Annotated in this window: 26 protein-coding genes; 3 read left to right on the forward strand and 23 right to left on the reverse strand. The window is 46.1% G+C overall.

All coding sequences use genetic code 11. From position 1 onward, the window contains the following. Nucleotides 1-132: 132 nt before the first annotated feature. The 19 genes from H8K55_RS18800 to H8K55_RS18890 form a co-directional block, all read right to left on the reverse strand. Nucleotides 133-1,299: an MGDG synthase family glycosyltransferase gene (locus H8K55_RS18800; protein WP_186943608.1), complete on the reverse strand. Its 1,167-nt coding sequence runs from the start codon at nt 1,297-1,299 to the stop codon at nt 133-135. Nucleotides 1,300-1,515: 216 nt separating this feature from the next. Next, a complete protein-coding gene (trmB, locus tag H8K55_RS18805; protein ID WP_222612543.1) occupies nt 1,516-2,196 on the reverse strand; it encodes a tRNA (guanosine(46)-N7)-methyltransferase TrmB in 681 nt (226 codons plus the stop codon). Nucleotides 2,197-2,482: 286 nt separating this feature from the next. After that, nucleotides 2,483-3,016 carry a DUF3016 domain-containing protein gene (locus H8K55_RS18810; RefSeq protein WP_186943610.1) on the reverse strand — a complete coding sequence of 178 codons (534 nt, stop codon included), beginning with the start codon at nt 3,014-3,016 and terminating at the stop codon, nt 2,483-2,485. Nucleotides 3,017-3,309: 293 nt separating this feature from the next. Continuing rightward, nucleotides 3,310-4,329, reverse strand: a complete 1,020-nt coding sequence (locus H8K55_RS18815; RefSeq protein ID WP_186943611.1) for a porin — start codon at nt 4,327-4,329, stop codon at nt 3,310-3,312. A gap of 448 nt (nt 4,330-4,777) precedes the next feature. Then, entirely contained in the window at nt 4,778-5,995 is a 1,218-nt protein-coding gene (locus H8K55_RS18820) for a multidrug effflux MFS transporter (protein ID WP_186943612.1), read from the reverse strand. A 262-nt stretch (nt 5,996-6,257) separates the two neighbouring features. Further along, nucleotides 6,258-7,730 (reverse strand): NAD-dependent succinate-semialdehyde dehydrogenase, encoded by a 1,473-nt coding sequence (locus tag H8K55_RS18825; RefSeq protein WP_186943613.1) that lies wholly within the window; start codon nt 7,728-7,730, stop codon nt 6,258-6,260. A gap of 364 nt (nt 7,731-8,094) precedes the next feature. After that, nucleotides 8,095-8,553: a hypothetical protein gene (locus tag H8K55_RS18830; RefSeq protein WP_186943614.1), complete on the reverse strand. Its 459-nt coding sequence runs from the start codon at nt 8,551-8,553 to the stop codon at nt 8,095-8,097. A gap of 197 nt (nt 8,554-8,750) precedes the next feature. Further along, complete coding sequence (locus H8K55_RS18835) at nt 8,751-8,906, reverse strand: hypothetical protein (RefSeq protein ID WP_186943615.1); 156 nt, start codon at nt 8,904-8,906, stop codon at nt 8,751-8,753. A gap of 257 nt (nt 8,907-9,163) precedes the next feature. After that, nucleotides 9,164-10,384: a THUMP domain-containing class I SAM-dependent RNA methyltransferase gene (locus H8K55_RS18840; RefSeq protein WP_186943616.1), complete on the reverse strand. Its 1,221-nt coding sequence runs from the start codon at nt 10,382-10,384 to the stop codon at nt 9,164-9,166. A gap of 257 nt (nt 10,385-10,641) precedes the next feature. After that, nucleotides 10,642-11,244, reverse strand: a complete 603-nt coding sequence (locus H8K55_RS18845) for a 2-hydroxychromene-2-carboxylate isomerase (protein ID WP_186943617.1) — start codon at nt 11,242-11,244, stop codon at nt 10,642-10,644. A 96-nt stretch (nt 11,245-11,340) separates the two neighbouring features. Further along, a complete protein-coding gene (locus H8K55_RS18850) occupies nt 11,341-11,763 on the reverse strand; it encodes a CopD family protein (RefSeq protein ID WP_186943618.1) in 423 nt (140 codons plus the stop codon). Nucleotides 11,764-11,804: 41 nt separating this feature from the next. Then, nucleotides 11,805-13,091 (reverse strand): glutamate-5-semialdehyde dehydrogenase, encoded by a 1,287-nt coding sequence (locus tag H8K55_RS18855; protein WP_186943619.1) that lies wholly within the window; start codon nt 13,089-13,091, stop codon nt 11,805-11,807. A gap of 186 nt (nt 13,092-13,277) precedes the next feature. After that, complete coding sequence (gene holA / locus H8K55_RS18860; protein WP_186943620.1) at nt 13,278-14,294, reverse strand: DNA polymerase III subunit delta; 1,017 nt, start codon at nt 14,292-14,294, stop codon at nt 13,278-13,280. A gap of 12 nt (nt 14,295-14,306) precedes the next feature. Continuing rightward, complete coding sequence (locus tag H8K55_RS18865; RefSeq protein ID WP_186943621.1) at nt 14,307-14,825, reverse strand: LPS-assembly lipoprotein LptE; 519 nt, start codon at nt 14,823-14,825, stop codon at nt 14,307-14,309. Between the two features lie 341 nt (nt 14,826-15,166). Then, the gene (gene leuS / locus H8K55_RS18870; protein WP_186943622.1) at nt 15,167-17,794 is read right to left on the reverse strand and encodes a leucine--tRNA ligase; all 2,628 of its coding nucleotides are present in this window, start codon (nt 17,792-17,794) and stop codon (nt 15,167-15,169) included. Between the two features lie 121 nt (nt 17,795-17,915). Further along, a complete protein-coding gene (locus H8K55_RS18875) occupies nt 17,916-18,401 on the reverse strand; it encodes an ExbD/TolR family protein (protein ID WP_230408712.1) in 486 nt (161 codons plus the stop codon). A 10-nt stretch (nt 18,402-18,411) separates the two neighbouring features. Continuing rightward, nucleotides 18,412-19,071: a MotA/TolQ/ExbB proton channel family protein gene (locus tag H8K55_RS18880; protein ID WP_186943623.1), complete on the reverse strand. Its 660-nt coding sequence runs from the start codon at nt 19,069-19,071 to the stop codon at nt 18,412-18,414. 73 nt (nt 19,072-19,144) lie between these two features. Next, complete coding sequence (dapB, locus tag H8K55_RS18885) at nt 19,145-19,951, reverse strand: 4-hydroxy-tetrahydrodipicolinate reductase (RefSeq protein WP_186943624.1); 807 nt, start codon at nt 19,949-19,951, stop codon at nt 19,145-19,147. A 12-nt stretch (nt 19,952-19,963) separates the two neighbouring features. Then, entirely contained in the window at nt 19,964-20,488 is a 525-nt protein-coding gene (locus tag H8K55_RS18890; protein ID WP_186943625.1) for an outer membrane protein assembly factor BamE, read from the reverse strand. A 124-nt stretch (nt 20,489-20,612) separates the two neighbouring features. On the opposite strand from H8K55_RS18890, the gene fur reads away from it, so the two are divergent. Further along, nucleotides 20,613-21,041 carry a ferric iron uptake transcriptional regulator gene (fur, locus tag H8K55_RS18895; protein WP_186943626.1) on the forward strand — a complete coding sequence of 143 codons (429 nt, stop codon included), beginning with the start codon at nt 20,613-20,615 and terminating at the stop codon, nt 21,039-21,041. A 92-nt stretch (nt 21,042-21,133) separates the two neighbouring features. On the opposite strand, the gene H8K55_RS18900 is transcribed toward fur, so the two are convergent. The 4 genes from H8K55_RS18900 to H8K55_RS18915 form a co-directional block, all read right to left on the reverse strand. Further along, nucleotides 21,134-21,529 (reverse strand): response regulator, encoded by a 396-nt coding sequence (locus H8K55_RS18900; RefSeq protein WP_186943627.1) that lies wholly within the window; start codon nt 21,527-21,529, stop codon nt 21,134-21,136. 51 nt (nt 21,530-21,580) lie between these two features. Next, nucleotides 21,581-22,627 carry a heat-inducible transcriptional repressor HrcA gene (hrcA, locus tag H8K55_RS18905; protein WP_186943628.1) on the reverse strand — a complete coding sequence of 349 codons (1,047 nt, stop codon included), beginning with the start codon at nt 22,625-22,627 and terminating at the stop codon, nt 21,581-21,583. 69 nt (nt 22,628-22,696) lie between these two features. Then, nucleotides 22,697-23,386, reverse strand: coding sequence for an HAD family hydrolase (locus tag H8K55_RS18910; RefSeq protein WP_230408713.1), 690 nt, complete (start codon nt 23,384-23,386; stop codon nt 22,697-22,699). A gap of 79 nt (nt 23,387-23,465) precedes the next feature. Next, complete coding sequence (locus H8K55_RS18915; RefSeq protein WP_186943630.1) at nt 23,466-24,716, reverse strand: FAD-dependent oxidoreductase; 1,251 nt, start codon at nt 24,714-24,716, stop codon at nt 23,466-23,468. A gap of 152 nt (nt 24,717-24,868) precedes the next feature. On the opposite strand from H8K55_RS18915, the gene H8K55_RS18920 reads away from it, so the two are divergent. After that, nucleotides 24,869-25,339: a GNAT family N-acetyltransferase gene (locus tag H8K55_RS18920; protein WP_186943631.1), complete on the forward strand. Its 471-nt coding sequence runs from the start codon at nt 24,869-24,871 to the stop codon at nt 25,337-25,339. A 170-nt stretch (nt 25,340-25,509) separates the two neighbouring features. Beyond that, entirely contained in the window at nt 25,510-26,403 is an 894-nt protein-coding gene (locus tag H8K55_RS18925; RefSeq protein ID WP_186943632.1) for an NAD kinase, read from the forward strand. Nucleotides 26,404-26,468 lie beyond the last annotated feature (65 nt).

A 26,468-nucleotide genomic window follows, 5' to 3' on the forward strand; every position in this document is an offset into this window, starting at 1 on the left:
CCCACAGTATCGTTAGTAACAGGCCTTTAAAATTGAATGCTGCATTGACGTTTCCATTGACTGCCTCATCAAGTTTTGCGCCACGATTCCCACTGATCTGCATGAATTTTTCCTGTTAGATACGCTACATGATTACAAATTTGCGCTGACAATATCAAAGACCGATTGTGCTGCATTTGCTTTCCCAAGACGCCTTGCCTGTTCTCGCATCGTGTTGAGTCGTTGGGGATGTGCAATCAATTCTCTGATACGAAATTCCAACGCCAGATTATCAATTGCCTTGAGCGCAGCCCCCTGCTCCATCACATAATCTGCATTACGTTCTTCTTGCCCTGGTATCGGCGCATTCACAATCATGGGCAAAGCCATCGCCAGACATTCTGAGGTAGTCAAGCCACCAGGTTTTGTGACGATCAAATCAGCGCAAGCCATCAGTCGCTCAACTTGAGAAGTGAAGCCAATCGGAAATAAGCGCCGCGGGCAAGTCAACGCCAAATTTTGCAGTGCTTGCAAAGCTTTAGTATTTTTTCCGCACAAGACAATTAATTGAAATGGAATCGCCTCATCCATCTGCTCAAATCGCATCTGCAATAACTGCGCTGCTAACTGATCTAACTGACCTAAACCAGCGCCGCCCGCCATTAGCATGATGGTCAATTTGGAGGGATCGAGTCCGAACTCAGACGCACAAATTGCACGTGTGGGTGCTTGCGCGAAAGCGGGCATGATGGGGATGCCTGTGACATGAATACGTTCAGCAGCTATTCCCTGCGAACGCATGCGAAACGCCACTTCTTGATTCGCTGCAAAGTAGCCCGCCATGCCCTCATGTATCCACATTCTATGCAAATCAAAATCTGTCACTTGCACCCACACTGGGCAATTTAATTCTTGCCGCGCAATCAGACGGGATAACATTTCGGCAGGCAAGAAATGCGTACAGATGATGGCATCCGCTTGGAAGGATTGAATTTCACGCAAGAGCTTTTTGGCATTCCAACGTTCTAGTCCGCGCCGCCATTTCTCTATCGAACTATCGCGCTTCACTTCATTCGTAAAGTTATACAGATAGCCCCATAGAGTCGGTGCATGATTTACCAACTTGAGATAAAAATCAGTGTAAATCTGACGAAATCCGCTGGTCACATAATCCATCACATCCAGATGAATCACCGTGCTTGCGGGATCTGCGATAGCGGCATAAGCGCGTATCGCTTCGGCGGCGCGCGCATGCCCGGCGCCAGCGGAAACACTTAAGAGGAGAATTTTTTTACCGGAATGTTGAGTATTGTCTGCCATAGTCGGCAGATTGTAGAGATCTTAGATGTCAAGATGGTGACAAATAAGGTGACAAATGAGGTGACAAATAAAGTGACAAAACATGAAAGCAAAATTTAATCAATAGACTGCAAATAAAAAACGCAGAGAGATTTATCAATCACTCTGCATTTTAATCAAGCATATCTGGTGTTGACACCAAGGTGAACGTAGCTAAATAAAGCTAATCGAAGCTAATTATTTTTTCTCAAACACTAAATCCCACACACCATGTCCTAACTTCAAACCGCGGTTTTCAAACTTAGTAACTGGGCGATAATCTGGTCGCGGTGCATAGCCTTCCGCCGTGTTTTTCAAACTAGGTTCCGCACCTAATACTTCTAACATTTGCACTGCATATTCTTCCCAATCCGTCGCGCAATGAATATAGCCACCAGACCGAATACGCGACGCCAATAAAGCGACCAAAGGACCTTGAATCAAACGACGTTTATTATGTCGTGCTTTGTGCCATGGATCAGGGAAAAACACATGCACGCCAGCTAAGGATTCTGGCGCAATCATATTCGTCAAAACTTCGTAAGCATCATGTTGAATAATGCGCTGATTTTGCAAACCTTCGGCATCCACCAGTTTCAATAAGTTGCCAACCCCCGGCGTGTGCACTTCGACACCGATGAAATTCTTCTCAGGCATCAGGCCAGAAATTTTCGCACTAGTTTCGCCCATACCAAAACCAATTTCAAAAATAGTTGGTGCTTGGCGACCAAATGCAGTGTCAATATCGAGAATCGCTTTTTGATAAGGGATCATGAACTTCGGTCCCAGATTCTCAATCGCTTTGGATTGCGCCTCTGACACACGTCCAGCGCGAGTCACGAAACTACGAATCCTATATTCGGTCGGATCGTAAAACATTTGTTTGCGCGGTTCATCACTTGACACAGGCGTGTCATCTTGCGGGGATTGATCTGTAGACATGAGTATATTTTGAAGAGCTAAAACAGGAATTAGCGCGCACGGCCTTTGCTGGAGGCAAGTGCATAGCGACTAAATTCGGGAAGGCGCCATTTTACGTGGCTTACGCCGTAATTGGCAAACTCAATTGGCAGACGCAATCAGCAAACTCAAAATAAAAAAGCCAAACCTGAAGTGGGCTTGGCTTTCGCATTAATGACTATTTTAATAATTCAATAAAGCAAGTTCATTTATTCGCAGTAACGGCTTTTACATCATTGTTTGGAAAAACTCCGGTCATCACTTGTTTTTTAAACCAGTCATTGAGCATTTTTTCTTCATATTCAAACGATGTTCTGCCAGAGGGAATTCGAACTCTATGCAAGTAATCCATGTCACGCAGTTCTTCTTTTGCTTGAGCAATCACTTCTTGTTGAGAATTTTTCAACTCATAACTGAAATTCATACGCGGCCAATAAATTTCTCGCATGATACGAATCTGACTCACACTGAAGGAAGCACCAGGGCGAATATCGCCTGCTAAATCGATATCACTGACATTGACCGTCAATTGATAACCATCAGGTAATTTTTTTGCCAAAGCAGCAAAAACATCTTCAAACTCTTTCGTCAGACGTTCGCGAAAATGTTCTTTAGTCTCATGTCCTGGATTTATTTCAGTAAAGTCGTCTAATTTACCCCAGTTAACTTTCACTTCGCCTGCCGCCGCAAAGCTTGAATAACAAGTCAACGCGAATAATGTTAATAAGAATTTTTTCATGATGTCACCTCGCTTACAAAATCAATTATCTTGCATTGTAGAGCAAAAAAAGTCGGCAACAAGGCTTATTACATTTACTTAATATTTTGAGACAAAATTAGACAAACTACGCAGTACGAAGTTATTGATAAGAATCAACAAAATTTTGAGCCAAAACAAAATGCCGCTCAACAATTTGCTGAGCGGCATCATGACTTGATGTAAGCCTAAACTTGGTCTTAATTAAATACTGAGAAGTTCAAATCTCGGCACTAAGATTTCAAAATTAAGACTTCAGTATTAAGACTTCAGTATTAGAACTTATGACGGATACCGAAGTTGAACAAGCGTGCAGTTGCACCGTTCACGTCAGCCAAAGTTTTGATCGACTTTTCATTTTTCACGTTTGCAACAGAAGCGTACAAGTTCGTGCGCTTAGACAAATCGTAGGTATAGCCCAAAGCGATACGATTTGAATTTGCGTTCACGCTAGTTTTAACATTAGAGTCTGTGTAGCTAACGATGAATGTGTTTGCACCTTCTTTGATAGAAGCACCAACAACGTATAACTGTTCTTTGGTTTCTTTCAAGTTAGTCAAACTTGTCGTACCTTTGATTTCTTCATACATCGCATTCAATTTAATGCCGTAGAAATCTTTGCCGAAGTCATAGGATGCACCAGCCAATAATTTTTCGCCACCAACTGCTGTATTACCATTGGCATCTTTCATTTGATCCCAAACGATGTTCGCGTTCAACGGACCATTGATGTAAGAAGCAGCAACGCTAGTCACACGGTTTGCTGTTGCATCGCCCGCTTTTTCACCGAAACCGTATTGAGCAGCAACTGAGAAACCGCTGAAGCTATTTGATGTGTAAGTGACGGAGTTGTCACGTACATTATTGATCTTGAACATCAGATCTGTCTTACCCAACAAACCATCCATGAACGGATCGATTTGTGCGCCGTAGATGTAAGTCAAAGATTTATGACGACCCAAATTCACAGAACCAAAATCATCACCAGACAAACCTACCCATGCGCCACGTGCGAACAATGCTGCATCGTTTGCGCCTGTGTCAGATTTCAAACCCATTTCCAAATTGAAGTTTGCTTTCAAGCCACCATTCAACACTTCAGTACCTTTAAAGCCCAGGCGTGATGTGGAATTCAAACCACTATCCAAAGAAGTGAGCTTGCCTGCACCTGCATCTTTGTAAGCTACGCCAGCGTCAACGATACCGTAGACAGTGACAGATGTTTGCGCCATAGCTGCGCTGGAAAATGCACCTAATGTAGACAAAGCGGCCAGTGCAAGAATTGATTTTTTCATAGTTTTAGTTCCTGAAAATTAAAAAATTGTTTTTTGCTGCAACAGATAAAAACTTGCCGCAAAAACGGTATACAAGTCTATTTAAACCCAGATATTCCATTAGGATTTGTGATGATGGCGGATGCACTTTTTGAGACAATTTTGTTGCGAATGAGGCGTCAATAGCGAGCTATTGACAACGAAGAGCAGCAAAAGTGACCGAAAATGCACCGTCAACTCACAAATAGCACAGCAGGTGCGCCTAATGGAATATCTGGGTTAAAGCCTTGAACCAACACAGCGATCCAACGACAGCACGCAGTGTAGTCAGCAAAAATGACAACTTGATGACGTAACAATTTTTCTGCAGGGGAATTTTGATTGTCACTAATTGACCACAAACCATGTGGTCATTTAGTGCGTGAGAGTGGAGGTAGCGAGTACGTGAATTGAATACGAAATGTTAAGTTCAATGATGTCCAGCATCACTGTGCGAACGGGAATACGAACGACCGGCGTACCATAAACATAAACCAAGCACAGCGAACGTAAACTGTCCGAGCGCTAATGACAACACCGAATGATCAAGTGCCGGCGCCAATACACCTGCGACAAATGCACTTAACAAAGTCACTGAAGCAGACTGACAAGAAGCCACGATGCCGCGAATATGGGGAAACAATTCCAACACCATCAAAGTCGCACCAGGAAACACGATGGACATACCAAAAGCATATAAGAACATTGGCACTACTGACCATGGCAGCATCGGTGGAAAGAAGAAGTGAAATACTAAATTGACGCTGGCAGCACTAATGATGAACATAAAACCTATCGCCACTTGCCGTGCAATTTTAAGCCGCCCTGCCAAACGATTTGCGGCCAATGACCCGAGAAAAATTCCACTGACCATAGGAATAAATTGCCAGCCAAAACTTTGTGCATCGAGTTTTAAATGCTGCGTAATAAACGCGGGCGCAGATGAAATAAACAAAAATAAACCCGCAAAATTACACGCAATCGTACCTGCCATAAAATGGAAGCCGGGCGATTTAAACACAGAGCGATAACTGGTCCATAAAAAATCCACATTAAATGCCTGACGTTTTTCTACTGGCAATGATTCCGGCAAATAACGGTAACAGCCGATAAAGAGCAAGATGGTATAAATAAACAATAATAAGAAAATCGTGCGCCAATCAGAGTGATAAACAACCCAACCACCAATAATCGGCGCGATCGCTGGTGCAATTGAAAAGATCATCGTTACCATAGAAAGCAGGCGCTCAGCAGGCGCACCTTCATACAAGTCACGCACAATCGCGCGACCAATCACCATCCCTGCCCCCGCGGCCACACCTTGCATGATGCGGAACACCCACAAATAATGCACGGTATGCGCAGACGCACACCCAAACGATGCAATCGCAAAAACCACCAAAGCAATTAGCACCACATTACGACGCCCAAACGAATCCGACAAAGCACCATGCCACAAGGTCATCACAGCAAATGACAACATATACGCCGTCAAAGTCTGCTGCACCTCGATGGGAGAAGCATGCAGACTGGCCTGAATAGAACCAAACGCAGGCAAATAGGTATCAATAGAAAATGGCCCCAGCATAGACAATGCTGCCAGCAGAGTCGCTAGTCCAGCATTACTGAGTTTAATTTTGGAACGCATGAAATTCCTTCACTTACTTACAAGCTAACATTTACAAACGAACATTTACAAACCAACACTTACAAACTAATGTTGCGCGGTAGGGTGCGCCGTGCGCACCAAACATCAACCGACAAGGTTCAAAACGGTGCGCATAGCGCACCCTACTAAGGAACACCTTTTCAAGCCATAACAACAAAAGCCATTAAAGCACGTAGGGTGCGCCGTGCGCACCGCAAATCAATTGACAACAAACGATCTCCCAAGATTGGCGCTCAACATCCTAAAGACCACCCATACAAACATACTTCATTTCCAAATACTCATCCATCCCGTACTTAGAACCCTCGCGCCCCAACCCCGATTGCTTCACACCACCAAACGGCGTCACTTCATTCGCGATCAATCCGGTATTCACACCGACCATACCGTATTCCAATCTCTCAGCAACACGCCAAACGCGACCAATGTCACGCGAATAAAAATACGCCGCCAAACCAAAATCCGTATCGTTCGCCGCGGCGATTACTTCTTCTTCACTACTAAAACGCATCACGGCTGCTACCGGACCGAAAGTTTCTTCACGCATGACTAGCATTTGATGATTGACGTCAGCGATGATGGTTGGTTCAAAAAATAATCCCGCTTTTTCATGCGGCTTACCACCTGCCATCAAACGAGCGCCATGTACAATCGCATCGGCAACATGTGCCTCCACTTTTTCCAAGGCTTGCTGATCAATCAAAGGTCCTTGTTTAACGCCAACCTCAGTACCATCGCCGACTTTCACTTTCTTACTTGCCAGTGCAAATTTTTCTAAAAATTGTTCATACAGAGACTCGTGTACATAGAAGCGATTGGTGCAGACACAGGTTTGTCCAGCGTTGCGAAACTTCGATTGCAAGGCACCTTCTACCGCTGCATCAACATCCGCATCTTCAAACACAATAAACGGCGCATGGCCACCCAACTCCAAAGCGAGCTTCTTCAAAGTCGGCGCGCACTGCAGCATCAAAATACGACCGACTGGCGTCGAACCAGTAAACGATAAATGCCGCACCACCGAGCTACCACACAGCACGCGGCCTATTGCGATCGACTGCTCAGCATCACCAGTCACCACATTCAACACACCAGCAGGCATGCCCGCACGCAAAGCCAAATCCGCCAAAGCCAGCGCCGACAAAGGTGTCTGCTCAGCAGGCTTGATCACTATCGTGCAACCCGCCGCCAAAGCCGGTGCGACCTTACGTGTGATCATCGCCAAAGGAAAATTCCAAGGCGTAATCGCCGCACACACACCGATAGGCTGCTTCAACACCAAAGTGCGCTTATCCGCCCAGGTCGATGCCAGCACATCACCAGAAACTCGCTTCGCTTCCTCGGCAAACCATTCAACAAAACTCGCGCCATACAAAACCTCGCCCTTCGCCTCCGCCAAAGGCTTACCCTGCTCCGCGGTCATGATGGCGGCAAGATCATCCGCATTCGCCACGATTAAATCGAACCACTTACGCAAAATATTCGCGCGCTCTTTGCCTGTTAAACCCGACCAGGCTGGTAAGGCAGTTTGCGCGGCGTGGATCGCGTCTTGTGCATGTGAGATGTCTAGGTTCGCTACTTCGGCGATTAAGGCTCCAGTTGCTGGGTTATTGACGGTGAATTTTGTGGAAGTTTCTATCCAGTTGTTTTGGATAAAAGCTTGGTCATGGATTAGTGCGCTGTCTTTGAGTCGAGGACGTGTGTAGGAAGTCATGGTGTTCAGTCAATGAAGCGAATTTGAGAGTGATGAGATGGCAAGCAAAAAGAATAGTCGCGCTTTGGAGAAACGCCTAACTTTCATGCTGTATGGAAAGATGTAAGGATACGCCAAAAGTGTTTGGCTTGCTTGTTTTAGGCTAAGAGCTATCGACAGCTTCAGGCGATTGATTGATGGATCGGCGTTAGGAACCAGGTTATTCGTAACTTTCTTTTTTATAGTTTCAGACAAAGCTAATTCTCGCGGAACTTAGCAAAAGCTTTTTGCATATGCCCTCATTCACGCATAAGGAAACATGGCTCGTCCAAGAAACGACTCAAATCGTGACGCTTTTTCATGATCTAACCTTATTCGATTGGTATCATTCGGAATGTGACAGAGTGATTTCATATGACTCAACTACAACGGGATTCTGTAGTGATATATCCCAAAGTTTCGCTTCTCCCATTGGATCATTGAATTGAATAGGCCCCAACATGTCTGTCTGTAGTTTCAATGATAATGTGGTGTTCGTGTTTGAGTCTCTGATTAACGCGAAAATATCTGGCGTTACTTTTGCAAAGAAAGAAATGCTTGGAGGGTAAACAGTTCCAGTATCAATGTCTTCTGATGCATCTATGAAATAAATTTTTTCGGTTTCGTATTCCGTTTTTTCAAAAACTATTTCAACATATCCAGTTTTCACTTGCTTGCCTTCTTGTGTAGACAAGCTGTCTCCTTTAGGAAATCTGGCTTCAAACGACAATTTCTCGGTAAACCTACCTTCCAGCGCAGACACTTTGAGCGTTTTTCTATGTAGCGTAAATGTGAGAATAGACACTGTGACACCTTAAGTTAAACAGATTAGACGAAGTTTTCGTCGATTGTAAGGCTATATTTGGATGTTGTTAGGTAGGTGAGGCGGCGCTAGCCGCCTCACTTTACACTAGGAGGAAAGCCAATTAATGAGCACTTGTAAAATTGCTGTAATTGCCCAAAGATTGATTTCCACCTTTACTGCTTTGGTTTTTATCTTAATCATGATTTTCTCACGAATAAGCGATCGAACCAGGCCTGATCGACCGCCATGAATGGTGGCCGTTCTTTGGTAGTTACTGGACTTGCTGGTGTCGTTGCCCACACGAGAATATGGATCGGCCAGCGCCATTGGCTACCTAACGGTGTGATTGCCATCGCACCGGGGATAAAAAGGGGCGGGTTCTACTATTCTCGCAGCGGATTATCCGTATCCCTTACCATCCCAAAACTTAATAAAACATAACACTAAACTTCCCAGCACCGTAGATGTGATTAGTGAAACGTAGTCGCACGTATATTCGGTGTTCGCATTGTTCGATGTGCAGATAATTGGCTACGCTTTAACATGCCCCATTTCGATGAGTCCATACGTGCGAATACGCTAAGCTATTCGCACCTACGAAACATCAAAATTACTCAGCGTCTTTTGGCTTAGCCGCCTCTCTACGATTAAACCCAGCCACCATATCAAAACGGAACAAACGACATTCCAATGCACCGTTAAAAAACGGTGTTTTGCGAGATTCTTTTAAGCGCAACAGTTTTGGCAAACCCAAATCCGCGGTGAATAGAAACACGCTCCAGCCTGAAAAACGCTGTTTGAGTGTGCTGCTGAACGCAGAGAAAAATTCGCGTGCTAAATCGTCGGGTTCAAAGCTTTGATCACCTCGCACACCGATACGTTCGCCGTACGGTGGATTGGTTAAAAGAATACCTGGTGTTTCAGTCGGTGCTTTGATTTCTTGCGCTTCAATTTGCTTCAATGGGACTTCAAATTTGATGCCCGCTTTGTTCAAATTATTGCGCGTCATGATAACCATGTCGCCAGAAATATCGCTACCAAAAATCGTAGGTTCAGTTGGTAATGGATTGGCACGTATGCTGTTTTTGATGTCTTGCCATTCTTCTTCGACAAAGCTGCCGAATTTTTCAAAGGCGAATTCGCGGCGCATGCCTGGTGGAATGCCTGCGACCATTTGTGCCGCTTCGATCAGAATGGTACCTGAGCCGCACATAGGGTCGAATAAAGGTACGCCTGGTTTCCAACCTGAAGTGCGGAGCAAACCTGCTGCCAAGTTTTCGCGCAATGGAGCATCCCCTGTTTCTAAACGCCAGCCGCGTTTGAATAGCGCTTCGCCTGAGGTGTCAAGATAAACCGTGAAGTTGTGCGCGTCTAAAAAGCCAACGATACGCATGTCCGGTTGTTTGGTATCGACCGATGGGCGTTGGGTGAATTGGTCGCGGAAACGGTCGCAGATCGCATCTTTAATTTTGAGTGTAGTGAACTCTAAACTCTTGAGTGGAGACTTAACTGCGGTGACATCGACGCGGATGGTGTGGTGATAGCCAAACCAATCTTCCCACGGTTGTTCTAGCGTCATATCGTAGATATCGTTCTCGTTGCTGTAACCGCCATGCGCCATGCGCAGCAGCACGCGGGAAGCGATACGAGAATGCAAATTGACGCGATAGGCATCAGTGATTTCGCCAGAAAAATGCACACCACCCGGCACTTGCGTGTGCACGTGGATAGTCTTAGGGGATTTGAGATCAGCGATCTCGTTGAGTTCTTCTGCTAAGGCAGTTTCCAAGCCGCGTGGGCATGGGCAAAAATAGGAATAACGTGTTTTCATGGGGGACCTTTTTTCCGTCATGGTTTTAAAAACTCTGAACACGCTGCGTGTCCTGAGGGCTTGCTAAAAATTACTACAAAATCTTTTTTCTGGCGCAGCGTATATAGAGAATCATTTGAACCAGTAGGGTGTGCCATGCGCACCGTCTTTTTGTTCTGCCACATAAAACATACGGTGATGTGCAATGATCTGGTGCGCATGGCGCACCCTACAAGTGCTCTATGTACGCTGCGCTTCTGCAGCTAATACCTTTCAATCTATCTAGCAAATTCACGCTCTAAAAAATCTAGTCTATCCTGTCCCCAAAAACCTTCATCCTTATACACATACCAAGGGGCGCCGAAGACATTGGCGGCAATCGCGTCATTCGTATTGCGATCGTAGTCGGCTTGAACGGCTGAAGTCTCCGCCGATTTTACTAATTGCTTCCCATCTAAATCGGCATCGCAAGCCAAGCCAATCAGAGTCGCTTCATCCGCGATATTTTTTTGTTCTGACCACATAGCTCGCATGATCGCAGTCGATAAAGTCAATGCGACTTCATTGCCATGCGCGATTTGGGCGGCAATAATCAAACGCGCTGCTGGATCAGGCGTTACCGGAAAAAACTGCGGTTGCACATGCAGTGGCACTTGCAAAAAATCACTCCAGCGTTGCAGCTCAATCAAGCGATATGCTTGTCTTTGTGGTGCACGTTTGGCTAATGGCAAACCACCTGATGCAGCAAAAACCCTACTGAGATCACAGGGTTTTATCGCTACTTTAACTTTATGTTTTGTTGCGATGTCGATGAAGCGTTGATGTCCTAAATAAGACCAAGGTGAATGTGGGGCGAAATAGTAATCACAAACTTTGCTCATGCAAGATACTCCACAGATTAGTCAATCAATGCATCCACTTACCATCGTTGGCGGCTTACGCCCGCCCTACTTTCAAACCACGATTTTTAAAACGGCTTAAAATGGTTTAACCACCACCAAAATCACCGCAACAATCATCATCAACACGGGCACTTCATTAAAGAAACGGAACCATTTATGGCTGCGTTTGTTCTGACCATTTTCAAATTTTTTCAGAATACTACCGCAAGCGTGGTGATAGCCAATCAGCAAAACGACGATGGCTAACTTCGCATGCATCCAGCCGTTGCCTGGTCCTTTTCCGATACCGTAGCCCAACCACAGCCATAGCCCCAAAATCAAAGCTGGGATCATTAACAAACTCATAAATCGATAGAGTTTACGTGCCATCATTAATAAGCGCTCTGTGGTGGATGGCTCTGTCTCCATCGCCAAATTCACGAATATTCTTGGTAAATAAAATAAGCCTGCAAACCAAGAGGCGATGAACACAATGTGAAATGCTTTCACGTATAGCATAGGGGACTTTCTAATTGTTGTATCTTATTTGCTTGTCTTACTTACTTGCGAACTTCACCATGACCAAACACGACATACTTCAACGAGGTTAAACCTTCCAGACCAACCGGCCCACGTGCGTGCAGTTTATCATTAGAAATACCAATCTCTGCGCCGAGCCCGTATTCAAAACCATCGGCAAAGCGGGTTGAAGCATTCACCATAACCGACGCTGAGTCGACTTCGCGCAAAAATGCCATGGCGCGACTGTAGTCTTCAGTAATGATGGATTCCGTGTGTTTGGATGAATAATGATTAATATGCTCGATTGCCGCCGTCATATCTGCGACAACTTTGACGGACAAGATCGGTGCCAAATATTCGGTGGACCAATCTGCCGCTTGTGCAGTCGCTAAATGCGGATAAGCATGCAAAATTTGTGCAGCTTTTTCATCGCAACGCAATTCGACCTGTTCAGTTAAATAGCGCTCGGCCAACAATGGCAATACCTGTGCGGCGATACCCTCTGCCACCAGTAAAGTTTCCATCGTATTGCAAGTACCGTAGCGATGGCATTTTGCATTGAATCCTATATTAACGGCTTTTTGAATATCCGCTTTATCATCAATGTAGACGTGACAAATACCATCCAGATGCTTGATCATCGGTACTGTCGCCTCACGCATCAGGCGTTCAATCAAACCCTTGCCACCGCGTGGCACGATCACATCGACGTATTCGGGCATGGTAATCAGTGCCCCCACCGCTGCACGATCTGTAGTGTCGACGACTTGCACCGCTTGCTCCGGCAAACCGGCTGTGCGCAAACCTTCTTTAACTAAATTGGCTAGAGCACGATTGCAGTTAATCGCTTCGGAACCGCCACGCAAGATGGTTGCATTACCGCTCTTAATACACAATCCAGCAGCATCGACAGTCACGTTAGGACGTGCTTCATAGATGATGCCAATCACTCCGAGTGGTACACGCATTTGTCCCACTTGTATGCCGGATGGGCGATATTTCATGTTCGAGATTTCACCAATTGGATCTGGCAAACGCGCAATTTGCTCTAAGCCTTCAGCCATCGTAGCAATCGCTTTATCGCTAAGTGCCAGGCGATCTAGCATCGCCGCTTCCATACCTGCAGCTTTGGCGGCAGCCAAGTCTAGTTCATTTGCTGCACGCAGAGCTGGTGCTTCACGACGTATCGCTGTTGCAATTGCCAGTAAGGCTTGATTCTTGGTGGCAGTGTCTGCTTTCGCCATGGCGCGCGATGCTTGGCGCGCTTTTTGACCTAGCGTTTGCATGTAATGTTGGATGCTATCCGCATCAGTTACCGTATTCATTTTTTATTCACTTTGAAATCTGTTTTGCGTAATCTATTTTACGTAGGGTGCGCCGTGCGCACCGTTTTTTTGCATAATGGTGACGAAGAAGTGTAGAGATTTTTCAGCGTTTTGGTGCGCATGGCGCACCCTACAAAATCACTGCGATCTCTGCGCCTCTGCGGCTAAGCGTTTCTTTTGAAAACCTTATGCCTTCGCTACACGCAAGCCTAAATGTAAAAGCGCATCCCAGGCATCTCCGGCGAACTTCGGTGCGCGTAAACCTTTGACCATTTTGTCGATTTGCGCAGCGTCTTGTAGTGCTGCTTGCAAGGTCGCTAAACTGACGCGACGTAGTGCTGGCTCCATGAGTTTTTCTCTTGGCCCCCAGATACGGTACTCTTTTAAGAGTGCCCCTAATGGGCGCCCTTGTGCGACGCCGGATTTTAATTTGAGTAGTGTGCGCAGCTCTTCTGCCATCGCCCACAAGACTAAAGGCAGGGCTTCGCCCTCGCCTTTGAGTCCATCTAACATTCTGACTAGGCGTGCCACATCGCCAACCAACATTGCTTCATTTAATTTGAAGACATCGTAACGAGCGACATTTAAGACCGCATCATGGATCACTTCAAAACTGAGCTTGCCTTGTGGATGCAGTAATCCTAATTTTTGTATTTCTTGATGTGCAGCCAGTAAATTACCTTCGACACGATCCGCGATAAATTCCAGACTTTGACGATCGGCGCTTTGTCCTTGTGCTGCCAGCCGTTGTCCTATCCAATTCGGTAAAGCAAGGCGCTCGATCAGCGGGATGTCGATATACACCGCCGCTTGTTGCAGCATCGTGACCCAGGCCGCTTTTTGCGTTGCCCAATCGAGTTTGGGTAAGGTAATTAAAGTGATGTTATCAGGCGACAGATCACGTACATATTCTTGTAAAGCCGCGCCGCCGTCTTTGCCTGGCTTACCCGTTGGGATGCGCAGGTCTATCAGTTTTTTATCGCCGAATAGGGATTGTGATTGATTCGCTGCCAGTAGTTCGCCCCATTTAAAATAGCGTTCAACTGTGAGAATCTCACGTTCTAAAAAACCCTGCGCCTTGGTGATTTTGCGTATCTTGTCAGCAGTCTCTTGCACTAGCAAATGCTCGTCGCTAGAGATGACATAGATCGCCGCCAAGCCTTTGGCGAGATGAGCATCAATAGCGTCGTAGCGTAATTGCATTTCTGATTGGCCTTAATCTGATTTAGCTGGCGCATCCATCTTAACGACGGCTAGGCGACGCATAATTTGCTGCACCAATTCGGATTGCATATCGCGATAGAGCAAAGCTTCTTCCGCTTCTTTCGCTAAGACTTCGTTTTCTTTAAAGCTGAGATTACGTTTCAAACTGATTGTCGTAGGTTCTAAGACTTCACGTCCGGCTTTGTCGCGCAAACGGAATTTTAAATTGTAAATCAAATTAAATTCACGGACACGACCTTGGCTGTTCAAGGACAAAATCACTTTGTCGCGCGTTTCGCCGAGTACATCCAAAATCACTTCTGCATTGGTGGCTTGTGCCGTCACTTCGGTTTTTCCGTTAGCGCGCAGATTGCGTTTGAGCTCACCTCCTAAAGCTGAGCTTTCTGGCAGGCCTACGTAAATACTTTGAAATGGAAACACGACTGCGCCGCGCAGAGCAAAACCGCAAGCACTGATGCTCGTTGCGAGAACGAGATAAGTAACAATTTTCAGAAAACGATTTATGCTCATGGAGGCTTTCACTCTTTCTACAACAGGAATTTCAAACTCCCTTCTCCCGCAAGCGGGAGAAGGGTCGGGGATGAGGGGGGGTCAGTTTTGGATAAAATTACTGAAGGCGACAGGCGGTATTCCACACTGTTTTTCGCCTCTGAATAATTCCATCGTTCCTGAACCACCCTCCCTTGCAGGGCGCATACTCGCTATCACGCGAGTATCGCTACGCAGGCGATCAGCATGCTGATCGAAACCCCTGCTTCGCCCCTAGCCCTCTCCCGCTTGCGGGAGAGGGGATTAGACTTACAATGTCTCTGCGTACTCTGCGGCAATGCAGTTGAATCTCAAACTCAAACTCAAACAACAATATTCACCAACTTACCCGGCACAACAATAATCTTCTTCGGCGCACCTTCAATAAAACGTGCAGCGCTTTCATTCGCCACCGCAGCCGCTTCGATAGTCGCTTTGTCGGCATCTTTCGCCACCTTGATACTACCGCGCAATTTGCCGTTCACTTGTACCATCAATTCGATTTCATCTTGCACCAAGGCAGCCGCATCAACTTGTGGCCACGGTGCATCGATGATGCCGCCCAAGTCTTGTACGTAGCCAAGTTCATTCCACAAAGCATGCGTAATATGCGGGCAGACTGGATACAAGCCACGTAACAAAATACCGAAGGCTTCGCGTACTGCAGCGGCAGAACCTTCTGCTTCAGATTTGAACGATTCAATGGTGTTCAATAATTTCATCGCACCAGATACGACCGTGTTGTACTGCAAACGGTCGTAATCGCTATCGATTTGTTTCAGCGTGCTGTGTACCTCAAAGCGCAATGCTTTCACATCCGCCGCATAATTCGCTGCTGGAGTTACACCTGCTGCAATGCTTGGGGAAAATTTCAAAGCTGTTGCCCACAAACGGCGCAAGTAACGTGATGCACCTTCCACACCACTACTGCTCCACGCAGCACTTTGATCTGGCGGACCTGCGAACATCGTGAACAGACGTGCCGTATCTGCACCAAACTGGCTGATAATGTCTTTTGGTTCCACCACGTTATTTTTGGACTTAGACATCTTCTCGACGCCACCCATTTGCACAGGCTGACCATCGCTCTTCAAACTGGCAGAAATCGGACGGCCTTTTTCGTCATGTTGCACTTCAACTTCATTTGGATAGAACCAAATCTTTTTACCACTTGCTTCTTCGCGATAGTAAGACTCGTTGAGCAACATACCTTGCGTGAACAAGTTTTTAAATGGTTCATCAATTTTCACCAAGCCCATATCGCGCATGGCTTTAGTCCAGAAACGTGCATACAGCAAATGCAAAACCGCATGTTCCACACCGCCGATGTATTGATCCATCGCCATCCAATAGTCATTGCGCTCATCGACCATCGTTGTTGCATCTGGACAGGTATAACGCATGAAGTACCAGCTGGAATCCACGAAGGTATCCATCGTGTCGGTTTCGCGGTGCGCTGGCTTGCCGCATTTCGGGCAAGGCACGTTCAAGAAAGCGGCATGCGTTTTCAAAGGATTGCCAGAACCGTCAGGGATGCATTCGGTAGGCAATACCACCGGCAAATCTTCATAAGGTACAGGCACGTCACCGCAATCATCGCAATGAATGATAGGGATAGGTGTGCCCCAATAACGTTGACGAGAAATACCCCAATCACGCAAACGCCAGGTGGTTTTCTTTTCGCCTACGCCTTTAGCGACGAGGTCAGCGGCAACAGCATCAACTGCTGCTTTGTAGCTCAAGCCATCGTACTTGCCGGAATTTACCGTCACGCATTTTTGTTTGTCGCCATACCATTCCGCCCAAGCGTCAGTCGTGAATGTTTCACCTTCGACAGCAACGACTTGTTTGATCGCGATGTCATACTTTTTCGCAAACGCAAAATCACGTTCATCATGCGCTGGCACGCCCATCACTGCGCCGTCGCCATAGGTCATCAAAACATAATTACCAACCCAGACTTCAACTTGTTCGCCGGTCAATGGATGGGTGACGAATAAACCTGTAGGCAAACCTTCTTTTTCTTTGGTCGCCATTTCAGCTTCGGTGGTGCCACCGGCTTTGCATTCTTCAATGAACGCGGCTAATTTAGTGTTATTTTTTGCAGCGACTGTGGCGAGTGGATGTTCTGCCGCGACTGCGCAGAAAGTGACGCCCATAATCGTGTCAGGACGGGTCGTGAACACATACATCTTACCGTCTTGCACCAGTGCGCCAGAATCATCTTTGATCTCATGACTGAAGGCGAAACGCACGCCTTCGCTCTTACCGATCCAGTTGCGCTGCATAGTGCGCACCTGATCTGGCCAGCCATCGAGTTGATCGATGCTGGACAAAAGCTCTTCTGCATATTGCGTGATACCGAAGTAATAGCCTGGAATTTCGCGTTTCTCTACCACGGCGCCTGAACGCCAGCCTTTACCATCAATCACTTGCTCGTTCGCCAATACAGTTTGATCAACCGGATCCCAGTTCACGACTTGCGTTTTTTTGTAGGCGACGCCTTTTTCCAGCATCTTCAAAAACAACCACTGATTCCAACGATAGTAATCTGGATCACAAGTCGCGACTTCGCGTGACCAGTCAAATGCCAAGCCCAAAGGCTGCATTTGTGATTTCATGTCTTCGATATTCGCGTAAGTCCATTCAGCCGGTGATTTTTTGTAGGCAATCGCTGCATTTTCTGCAGGCAAACCAAACGCATCCCAGCCCATAGGCATCAAGACGTTATAACCCTTCATGCGTAATTGACGCGCCAGCATGTCGTTGATGGTGTAGTTACGCACGTGACCCATATGCAACTTACCAGATGGGTAAGGCAACATAGAACAGGCGTAGTATTTACCTTTTGGGAAACGTGGATCGTTTTCTACCGTTTTAAACGCATTTGACTCGGTCCAATGCTGCTGGGCGGCTTGTTCAACTTCTGCTGGGCTGTATTTTTCTTGCATGACGATTCTATTGAAGAAATAAATTAAATTTTGAGGAAATGCGATACTTACTAGAACCTTAGATTATAAGGCTAAAGCACTGTTATTTGAGGGAGCAAGAGGAGAAAAAGCCAGCTTTCGCTTACTTTTTAGGGGTATTTGCAAGTAATTTCGCAGATGATTTTGCGGATGCTGTAGATGTTTTCGGTTCTGTGGCAAAACCTATCTTGGTCAATCCCTGGGATTGCGCTGCTGCCATCACTTCCGCGATTAATTCGAATCGCGTTGATTTATCTGCTCGCAGCAAAATTTCTGGCTGCGGCTTTTGTTTTGCGCTCAAAGCCAGGCGCTGCTCGATATCATCTATCGTAGTCAATTCAGTATCCCAAAATAACTTACCATTACCATCAAAAGACAGTGTGATAGTTTTTGCATCTTGAGGTAAAGCTTGCGTTTGTGCTTGCGGCAAATCAAGGCGAATCGCGTGATTCAATAGCGGCGCCGCGAGAATAAAAATCACCAGCAACACCAACATCACGTCAACCATAGGCGTCACATTAATGTCGGACATCGACGTCATAGGTTTACCAGAACGTCCACCTAAGCTTTTGAATTGACCAAACCCCATAGCAAGATACTCAGTTCACCTTCGTCAAATGAGCGTGCAAATCAAATGCAAACCCATCTAACTCGGCAAAAGTAATGCGATTGATACGATTGAAAGCGTTGTACGCCAATACGGCGGGGATCGCAACGATCAATCCCAGTCCGGTCATGACCAGAGCTTCGCCAACAGGGCCAGCTACCAAATCTATTTGAATTGCCGTTGATCCTGCAACCGCAGTCAGAGCATGATAAATGCCCCAAACTGTGCCAAGTAAACCGACGAATGGCGCAGTAGCACCGATTGACGCTAGCAATGTCAAACCTGACTCCAAACGCACTGTTACACGATTTAATTCTTCGCGCAAAACGCGTGTCATCACGTCGCTCAGATCAGTTTTGGCCATAATGGATCTGGCTCTGGCTTGCGGATTAGCAGCTGCCAATCCTAGCTTTGCCATCGGTGTATAGATACTCTCTACGTCAAGTGCATCTAACACGGTCACCGCGTCTTCTATCGTAGGCGCACTCCAAAAAGCGTGCAAAGCAGAGGTACTGCGGCGTATCCGCCAGAAAGACCAAGACTTAGCAAATATAGTGAACCAGCTTACTAGTGACATCAAAATCAGAAATACCGCCACTGAGCGACTTAAATCGTCCAGTTGCATCCAATATTGACTCAAGGTGATAGGCATCGATAACTCTCTTGCTTAACTTTAACGCAGTTTTCTGCAGTTTTGATTTGGTTTGTGCTTAGTTTGGTAGGGCTTAATTCAATCCCAATACATCGTACATATCGTACAAGCCAGTCGTTTTATCTACCAAAAAACGCGCAGCACGCAAACTACCATGCGCATAGGTCACACGACTCGACGACTTGTGCGTTATTTCAACGCGTTCGCCAATCCCAGCAAATAAAACGGTATGATCGCCGACGATGTCGCCACCGCGAATAGTTGCAAAACCTATCGATGATGGATCGCGTTCACCCGTCACGCCTTCGCGTGCAAACACACCAACTTCTTTCAAATCACGACCCAGCGTATCGGCTATGACTTCACCCATTTTGAGCGCAGTACCGGATGGCGCATCTACTTTATGCCGGTGGTGAGCTTCGATGATTTCTATATCGTAGCCATGGGAAAAACTCTTCGCCGCCATTTCTAACAATTTGAGTGTGACGTTGACACCAACACTCATATTTGGCGCGAACACGATGGCAGTCTTTTTCGCAGCTTCAGCGATCGCCGCTTTGCCCGCATCGTCAAAACCGGTCGTGCCGATGATCATTTTGATGCCATGTTCGGCGCAGTATTTCAGATGCTCCAGCGTGCCTTCAGGGCGGGTAAAATCGATAAGAAATTCCGCATTAGCCAAAGCTGTTGCGAACTCAGATTCAATGTTGACACCTGTATGCTTACCGAGCGACATTCCCGCATCTGTGCCCAAAAAGGCAGATTGTGGAATATCCAAAGCACCTGCGAGACTTGCATCATCCGCAGCAACGATAGTTTCAATCAACATTTTACCCATGCGACCAGATGCACCGGCCACAGCGATTTTCATACCTGACATAATTAACTCAACTTATTTTTTCTTAGGGGTTTCGACTGGCAAACCTTCATTACGCGATGTAATTGCCGCGTTTGTAATATGCGCCAGATATTCTTTTTCGTTAGGTAAATTGCCACCTTCAAATTTGGCGACGGTATTATCTTTGAAGAAAATCGCCAAACGGCTAGAAATGACTTCGCCATTCGGTTTAATCATGCGGAAAGGATAATCCCAACGATCTTCGTGAAACATATCTGTCAACAAAGCCGTTCCCAACAAAAACCTAACTTGCTCGCGCGTCATACCTTCTTTTAACTGCGACACCATTTCCTGTGAGACAAAATTACCTTGCTGAATCGAGATACGGTACGGAGAAATAAAACCAAATAACTTATCAACTCCAGTTGGCTTGACAATTTGCGTGCCTTTAACGGCATTCGCGTCAGCTTCAGCCACAACGGCTTGCTGGGTCGCGCAGCCAGAGAGCAATACGAATAAAGATGTTGCACTGAGCAATGCCAATTGCTTAGGAATTTTTGTAAACGGAGTGAATCGCATAAACTACCTCAAATTTTCAAGCAAGAATGTCGAACTGGGAAACTTCAGATAAGATAACAGAAATTTCTTACCAAGCTCTAAAACCCTATATCATAAAGCACTTAGCCTTCTTTTGACTGAAAACATGACAAATAACACGCCCGATCTGAAAGCTAGCGGACTGAAAGCTACCCTGCCTCGCCTGAAAATCTTAGAAATTTTCCAAAATAGTACCGTCCGTCATCTGACTGCTGAAGATGTGTACAAGATTTTACTGACTGAAAATATGGATGTCGGCTTGGCGACGGTGTATCGCGTCTTAACGCAATTTGAACAAGCTGGGCTGCTGCATCGCAATCATTTTGAAACCGGCAAAGCGATTTTCGAATTAAATGAAGGATCGCACCACGATCATTTGGTGTGTCTGGATTGCGGTCGAGTGGAAGAATTTTTTGACGATCAAATTGAAAAACGCCAGCACGCTATTGCAGAGGAACGTGGATTTGCGATTGCCGAACATTCATTGGCATTGTATGGAAATTGCACTAAAGTCAATTGCACCAATAAGAAATAAACCTCTTACATAAAAATATGGCGAGCGCAACTTAACTTGCCTCGCCTGCAGTCTAAATCACACGCCACTTTCTCCGCCTAGTCCCCAATCCTCTATTGACGTTTTGCCCGCACTTTAAGCGCAACTGCCTGCACTGTATCTAATACCTTTTTAGCATTGAATGGTTTGATAATATAACCACTAATGCCACTTTTCACTACCTCGGAAACCGTATCCTGGTCTTTATTCGCAGTCACCATTAGCACAAAAACATCCTGCATGATCATACGTATGCTTTTTAATGCCTCGATACCGCTAACTTTTGGCATCACTACATCCAACAAAATAATATCCGGCTTTAATCGAGTTGCAGCCTCCAAAGCACTGTCCCCATCATGCGCTTCGCCTACAACGTTATACCCATCGTGACGCAAAATTACACGTAGAGTCTCACGTGTCATGTCATTGTCGTCCACAATTAACACTGAAATATCTTTATTGTCTGACATATTTTCAAATATTTAAATAAGTGTTTATTTAGCTTACTTTTGACGATTTCATTAATGATTCAAAGGATTAGGATTTAAAGCATTTGACAAAAGTTTGGCAGTTATATCGACAATTGGGATCACTCTCTCATAAGCCATGCGAGTAGGCCCTATCACCCCCAGAGTACCGACAATTTTGCCATTGACTTCATACGGCGCCGTCACCACACTCATTTCTTCCATAGGAACTAGTTGAGATTCGCCGCCAATAAAAATCCGGACGCCCGATGCATTACTCGACACGTCCAATAATTGCATTAAACCGCTCTTTTGCTCAAACAAATCAAACAGACGTCGTAATGAACTCATATTGGATGACAAATCGCTCACATTCAATAGATTACGTTCGCCAGAAATGACCATATCTTCTACATTCTCTTCCATCGCCTCACCACCCGCCTGCAGCGCAGCGTGCATCAAGCGATTCATATCTCCTTGCAATTCCCGCAATTCCCGATTGATATTCATTCTAGCCTGATCGAAACTTTGGCCGCCAAAATGCTGATTCAGATAATTGGCGGCCTGTATCAATTGGGTTGGCGTGTAATCAACGTCGGTCAACAATAAACGGTTATGCACTTCATCATTCGGCGCAACTACCACTAACAGTATGCGTTTTTCGGACAAACGCAGGAACTCGACCTGCTTAAATATCGACTCCTGACGCGCAGTCATTACCACACCCGCAAATTGCGACAATGACGATAACACTTGTGCCGCATTTGCAATAATTTTCTGTGGCGAACCCGTAATAATCGAAGATTGCAGTCTGACACCTAAGGCTGACTCCAAAGCAGATTCATCTAACTCTTGAACCGTCAATAATTGATCGACAAACACGCGGTAACCGCGTGGCGTAGGAATTCTGCCCGAGGATGTATGCGGGCTAGTAACGAAGCCCATCTCTTCCAGATCAGACATCACGTTGCGGATCGTCGCAGGTGATAATTCCAGACCAGAAATTTTAGAAAGTTCACGTGAGCCAACAGGCTGGCCGTCGGCTATATACCGTTCTACCAGGGCTTTTAATAAGGTTTGGGCGCGATTATCGAGTTGCATAGTTTTATTTTAGGCTAGCTTAGGCAGAAACGCATCGTTTTTGTCGCGTCCCAACAATCACTTTGGGACTTATTTAAGATGACGCAACAGTTCTTGCAAGTCTTTAACAATGAAATCAGGCTTAAATTCCAAAGGCATCGAATCTGCATTCGTGGCATCTCGCCGATTAACCCAAGCAGTTGCCATACCAACTTGCTGCGCACCACCGACGTCTAAACGCAAATCATCGCCGATGTACATGACCTCTGCAGCAGGCAATTTCAAGTGATCAAGCATTGCCAGAAATATTTTTGAGTCTGGCTTAGCGCATCCAAACGTATGTGCAGCCAGCGACACAGAGAAATGCTGATCGAGGCCAATTGCCTTGATATCGGCAAATCCATTTGAAATCGAACCTAAAATATACTGATCTTTCAATACATCAAGAACGGGTATTACGTCAGGGAAAAAAGTCACCCGATTACGTGCTTCGGCAAACACTTGCATTGCTTCATCAGCAAAAGCTGGCGCGGCGCCGTGCTCAGCAAAAACTTGCTGCAACAAAGTATGACGCAATGCCCACAGATCATAACTAAAACGTGGATCAGTCGATACCAATGCTTGTCGGCGCTCACGCAAATCTGCAATTGAATAAGACGCCGTCACTGAAGGTAGCTGCGTCGTTATCCAGTCATGCAAAGTCGCTTCTGCATGTTGGATCACAGGTACGACGGGCCACAATGTATCGTCGAGGTCAAATATTAATGCTTTGATTTTCATAGGGACGAAGTGTTCCGAGCGATAAAGCATTTAGTGTAAACGAAAACCCTAAGCCGCTTAGCGACAGGCGTTAGAAACACTATAAATCGGCAATTTCAGCCCGCAAATCCCAAGTCCCTTGTTTTGCGCCACACAAGGTCAGCATGTATTGCCGATACACGGCTGGCAAATGGCGACCTACCACAGTACCGACATCTCGCAACCATCCCAAGGAATAACGGGATTGATACAAAGGTGTCATGATACGGCTGGCCATTTGATAATAAGCAATATGCTTGCTTCGTCGATGCGAATATTGCGCGAATGCTTGAGCGATGTTTGGACAATAAGAGTTGTCCACCGCGGCACTAGCAAGATGATCGCGCTTATCAAAATCAGAAGTCGGCATTAAACATTGCGCCAAGATAGTTGCGTCGATCAAAGCCATGTTCGCGCCCTGCCCTAGTTGCGGACTCATCGCATGTGCAGCGTCGCCGAGCACGACCACATTTTGCTGATGATACGTCGCCAATCTGACGTCCGCATATTCGGCAATCGCAATTGATGTGTCAGATGAAGCACTTGCCAACCACTCTGCCACTTCTGGCCAGACGGCACGTATGCGCTCTATTAATCCGGGCATGCCAGCAGTTTGATAATCGGCAAACGAGGATTTAGGCAGGCTCCAAAACAGGGAGTAACAAGTTTTATTGGTCGATGGATTTATCCCGGTTGGCAAGATTCCCAGCATGATATGCGCGCCACGATAGCGCTGCATCAAGATATGAGGAAATGGCCAATCGTCTCTATCTAACACTGCCCAATAAGCTCCCCACGGGTAAGGCTTATGAATTCGCTTAATCGCCAAACGATCACGTAATTGCGAGCGAGTGCCATTCGCAATAATCAAGCCATCCGCTAAGGACTCTCCATGTTGATGCTTGACCACAACTTGTTGCTGGTCTTGCGCAAAATCGACAATGCCATTTCCCAGTTGTATATTCACGCCGGATTCACAAGCACAGTTCCACAAAATACTATGCAATTGCGCACGATGTATGCCCAATCCATGCCACTCTTGTTGTACTGCACTGTAATGCAAATCCAAAGTTTTCCAAGAGCCGGAATAACCTTCTAAACTATGCACGATTGCCGCTTTATCGCGCACCAGATCTAGCAATCCCAAGTTTTGTAACATCATCTGCCCGCTTGGTTGCAACAATAAACCTGCACCAACCGGCGTCGGATCTGCGACCTGTTCAAACACAGTTACCTGCTGTCCCTGACGTGTGAGTAAAATAGCGGATGCAAGTCCGGCGATACCGGCTCCAGCGATAGCAATATGAGGCATAAAAAAGTATGAACGAAAGTGTTAAATGCGGTGTTAAATGAGGTATTCAATTAAATTGTTTCGATTATACGATTTTATAGACTATGTACTCGCTTCAACCCACCGCCCGCTTCAACACACCACCATTTTCACAACTTCTGAGAGCATCTCGCATGACCATCACAATTCAACGAGCCACTGTCAATGAGCTTGCCATTGTCGCGCCACTTTTTAATGCATATCGTGTGTTTTATCAGCAAAACGATGACTTGAATTTGGCGACCAAATTTCTCAATGAACGCTTGCAAAGAGAGGAATCGGTCATTTTTTTTGCGATCGACAATCATGGAAACGGATTAGGTTTTGTCCAGCTCTATCCGAGTTTTTCGTCAGTATCTGCCCGACGACTATGGATTTTAAACGACTTGTTTGTCAGTGAATCTGCCAGACGTGGCGGGGTTGCCAGAGCATTGATGAACCAAGCGCGTCGGTTTGCCATGGAGACCGGAGCGAAAGGACTATTCTTGGAAACCGGACGCGACAACTTCCAAGGACAAGCTTTATATGAGTCCTTAGGTTATCGAAAAAATTCTGAATTTTTCTATTTTCTAGATCTGCAAAATGTCACCGTACACCAAGAATAATCGCGGTATGGTGTTAGGCCTTATTGTGAATACTTTGTGTGTGCCGCTTGTTTTACAAATGCCTACTTGCATTTCTCTACAACAAAGCGCGGACTTTAATCTCGCAGACACCGCCAATTACCTAAGAATAGTGTAATCTAAAGCCTTCACTCACCCCCAACGTCTGCCCTATGACAACATCACCCAAAACCATTGCTTTGATCGGTAAATATAATGCCCTAGGCATGGGTGAGTCATTGACTGAGTTGGCAAATTCTTTAGCTGCTGCCGGGCATGTCGTGATATTCGACACGGACTCAGCACAGAATCTGGCACTCAATCATTTTCCAGCCTTATCTGTCACAGACATTGGCCGCACTGCGGATGTCGCGATTGTGCTAGGTGGTGATGGCACTATGCTGGGGATTGCCCGTCAATTAGCGCCATACGATGTGCCCTTAATCGGCATTAACCAAGGAAGACTGGGTTTTATCACCGATATTCCGCGCGACCAGATGATCCCTGCGGTAACGCAAATTTTGGATGGTCGACATATTGCCGAACAGCGCTGCATGTTAGAAGCCATCGTAATTCGGGATGGCGAACAAATTTTTAGCGGAGTGGCGTTTAACGACATCGTACTGTCACGCGGTGCCGGTTCGGGCATGATTGAATTGCGGGTCGAAGTCGATCAGCATTTCATGTATAACCAGCGTTCGGACGGCTTGATCGTCTCAACACCCACTGGCTCGACTGCTTATGCTTTGTCAGCTGGCGGCCCTTTATTACATCCTAGTTTGGGTGGGATCGCGATGGTGCCAATTGCCCCTCATGCTTTGTCTAACCGCCCGATCGTCTTGCCCGAAACCAGTGTCATCAGTGTTGAAATTGTCGCGGGACGCGATGCCAGTGTGAATTTTGATATGCAATCTTTTGCGAATCTCAATCACAAAGACAAAATTATCATTAGCCGCTCTACCCATCACATTACTTTCTTACATCCCGAGGACTGGAACTATTACCATACCTTGCGTGAAAAACTCCATTGGAATGAATACCCATCGGTAGAAGGCGCGCTCAATTAATGTGCCTTCGCCGACTTTTGTCCCGCAAAGACCTGTGAATTAATACAGTATTTTGTCGTACTCAG

Source organism: Affinundibacterium flavidum, from assembly GCF_014284175.1.
GTDB lineage: Bacteria > Pseudomonadota > Gammaproteobacteria > Burkholderiales > Burkholderiaceae_D > Undibacterium > Undibacterium flavidum.